The sequence below is a fragment of the Pseudorhodobacter sp. genome, from assembly GCF_030452865.1.
Lineage (GTDB): Bacteria > Pseudomonadota > Alphaproteobacteria > Rhodobacterales > Rhodobacteraceae > Pseudorhodobacter.
This window is the reverse complement of sequence record NZ_JAKDLJ010000451.1, coordinates 1-2,695: the sequence shown is the minus strand read 5'-3', so window position 1 is coordinate 2,695 and position 2,695 is coordinate 1. Positions and strand designations below refer to the sequence as shown.

Here is a 2,695-nt window from a genome sequence, read left to right as displayed (position 1 = left end):
ACCCAGCCCCAAGCCGATGATGCACCCCGCCCCGCGCGCCAACCCGCCCGCGCGCAGCATCCACGCGAACAGGCCAAACGACTATTCCCAAGCCGGGATTTTCACTGAAAATGTCCAGAAAGGGCGACCCTTTTACCGATCCCCTTCGGCCTTGCGATGCAGCGCCAGCATGATCAGCCAGACCCCGTTCGAAATCAGGTCGATCCCCAGAAACAGGCCCAGCACGACCGCCGCCGATTGCGGGAAATTGGCGAAGATCATCACGCCGAGCAGAATGGATATCGCGCCGGACAGGATCATCACCCATCGCAATTGCGAATTACTGCTGCCAAAGCCCAGGAACACCCGGAAAGCCCCGGTTACCAGCAACATCACCGCCACGAAATAGGTCAGGGAGATCATCCCGCTCAATGGCTCCCCGATCAGGTTTCCGCCCAGAACGACCAGCAGAACACCCAGCAACAGCGTCAAAATCCGCCCGCCCCAGCCCAGGTCGCCAAAGGCAGAGATGATGACCAACACGCCGACCACCATGAACAACCATCCTGCCAAGACCACCGCCGTCAACGTCGCCGCAAACGGATTGGCAAGCGCGAACACCCCGCCGACCAGAGAAATCACCCCGACAATCAGCCACCAGACCCAGTTCTTCATCGACCCATCCTTCATTTTTGGGCAACTGCCCGTTTCAAAGCAACCATTCCACCGGCAAGAACCCGATCACCACGATGGCGATTTGCTGGAACCAAGTCGCACCCGGTTCCTCCTGATAGATCACCACCTTGTTATTGCCCAATGTTTCCTGCCAGACCATCTTGTTTTCCGGCGTCAGTTCCGGCCGATAGCTGACTTCGGCCAAAGGCCCGTCAAATCCGGCGCTGATCTTTTGCGCCATCACCGGGCTGTCAATCAAAAAACCCATCTCGCAATTCAGCTTGGCCGAACGCGGGTCGAAATTGAACGAGCCGATGAAAATGCGGCTGTCATCCACCGCAAAGGTTTTGGCATGCAAACTCGCCCCCGACAGGCCAAGCGGTTTGATCTGTAGATCGGCCTCCGGTGTCATGTTCCCGCGCAATTTCAGTTCATATAGCTTCACGCCCGCTTGCAGCAATTCGCGCCGGTACTTGCTGTACCCGGCATGCACCATCAAAACATCCGTCGTGTTCAAGGCATTGGTCAGAATACGCACATCGACGCCGGACTTTGCGAGGTCGCCAAAATACTCAGCCCCTTTCTCGCCCGGCACGAAATAAGCCGAAACCAGATCAAGCCGCTTCGCGATACCACCCAAAATCCCGCCCAAGCGCGAGATCATCAACTGGTCAGGGGTGGCGATGCCTTGCCCCTTGACGGGATCATCCGCCACAAGCTGCACATCGGTCCATTCCAGATGGGTGGTGTCTTGGGTGTACTTGGCGGCACTGCTGTCCATCTCCCCCAGAAAAGCCTCCGCCTCCGGGCTCGCGACAACCTCCGCCAAACGCGCCTCGAATCCGGCCAAATCGCCGGAACCTCTTATGATGCTTTCCGCCGCAAAAACCGAGGCGCTGTTCCAGTACTCATCAAACACCGCAGCCGTTTCCGGCACCACCTTGCCCGCCGCCAACACATCCATATCAATATAGAAATTGTCGTTGCCGACCTGAAAATACTCATCCCCGATGTTGCGCCCGCCAATGATTGCCGCCGCCCCATCGGCAATAAGGGACTTGTTGTGCATCCGCCGGTTCATCCGAAAGAAATCAAAGGTATAACCCGCCATCTTTGGCGCCCGGGTCGTGGAGGGGTTGAACAGCCGTATCTCAAAATTATCCTGCGAATTCAAAGCGGCAATAATGGGATCAAGCCCCGGCACGCCATTGTCATCCAGCAAAAGCCGCACCCGCACCCCACGCTGTGCCGCATTATAAAGCGCACCGAGCAGCAATATCCCCGAAACATCGTCATGCCAGATGTAATATTGCGCATCAATCGACCGCTCTGCCACCGCCGCAAGAACCAACCTGCTCGCCAGAGCATCATGCCCATTTTGCAGCGGGATCACGCCGGATTTTCCGGGATGCTGCGCCGCACCTGCAATCATCAACGCCCCGAGCCGCGTGGAGGGATCGGCAGGCAACGCCAAGCTTTGCGTACGCTGCGAAACATCGGGCAATGGAAAGATCACCCGCGCCACGATTATCGCAACCGCGGCCACCACCACAACTGCCGTCAATGCTGTGAGGAATCGTTTCATTCTACCGCCATCATACTGATATCACAGGCAGCATAGCGCCAAATCCGCGGAAAAACACGCCTATTGGGAGCGGTGAATACTGACATGGATAAATCCGGGTTCACAAAGCGCAACGCTGCACGCCCGGTCTGTCGGATGGTGCCGTACGAGAGTGGGCGTTTCGCGCCCGGAATCATCAAACCACTGACGCGAGAGCGCAGAAGCGCCTGTCCCTCAGATTCGCAGGCTTAAATTGCACTCCAAGCTTAAACCAACCTTAACCAAAGCAGGATAGTTTTATCTACAAAATCCGATAGTTAAATTCCTTGCGAGACAGTGGCAGGATGCAGAAAGTAGCCTTGGCGCGCTAGCACGGTGCTACTTGTTTGATCCCGGAGTTTGACGGTGCAATATTTTCCTTGGAATGGAAGGAGGCACAATGGGCCAGATTCTTCAGGGGAGCGCCACAACGACGGA

Annotated in this window: 2 protein-coding genes; both read right to left on the bottom strand. The window is 56.6% G+C overall.

The features are described 5' to 3' along the window. Positions 1-132: 132 nt before the first annotated feature. Positions 133-654: an HdeD family acid-resistance protein gene (locus L0H65_RS17920; RefSeq protein ID WP_301460573.1), complete on the bottom strand. Its 522-nt coding sequence runs from the start codon at positions 652-654 to the stop codon at positions 133-135. Between the two features lie 34 nt (positions 655-688). Further along, positions 689-2,239, bottom strand: a complete 1,551-nt coding sequence (locus L0H65_RS17915; RefSeq protein ID WP_301460572.1) for a phospholipase D family protein — start codon at positions 2,237-2,239, stop codon at positions 689-691. Between the last annotated feature and the right edge of the window lie 456 nt (positions 2,240-2,695).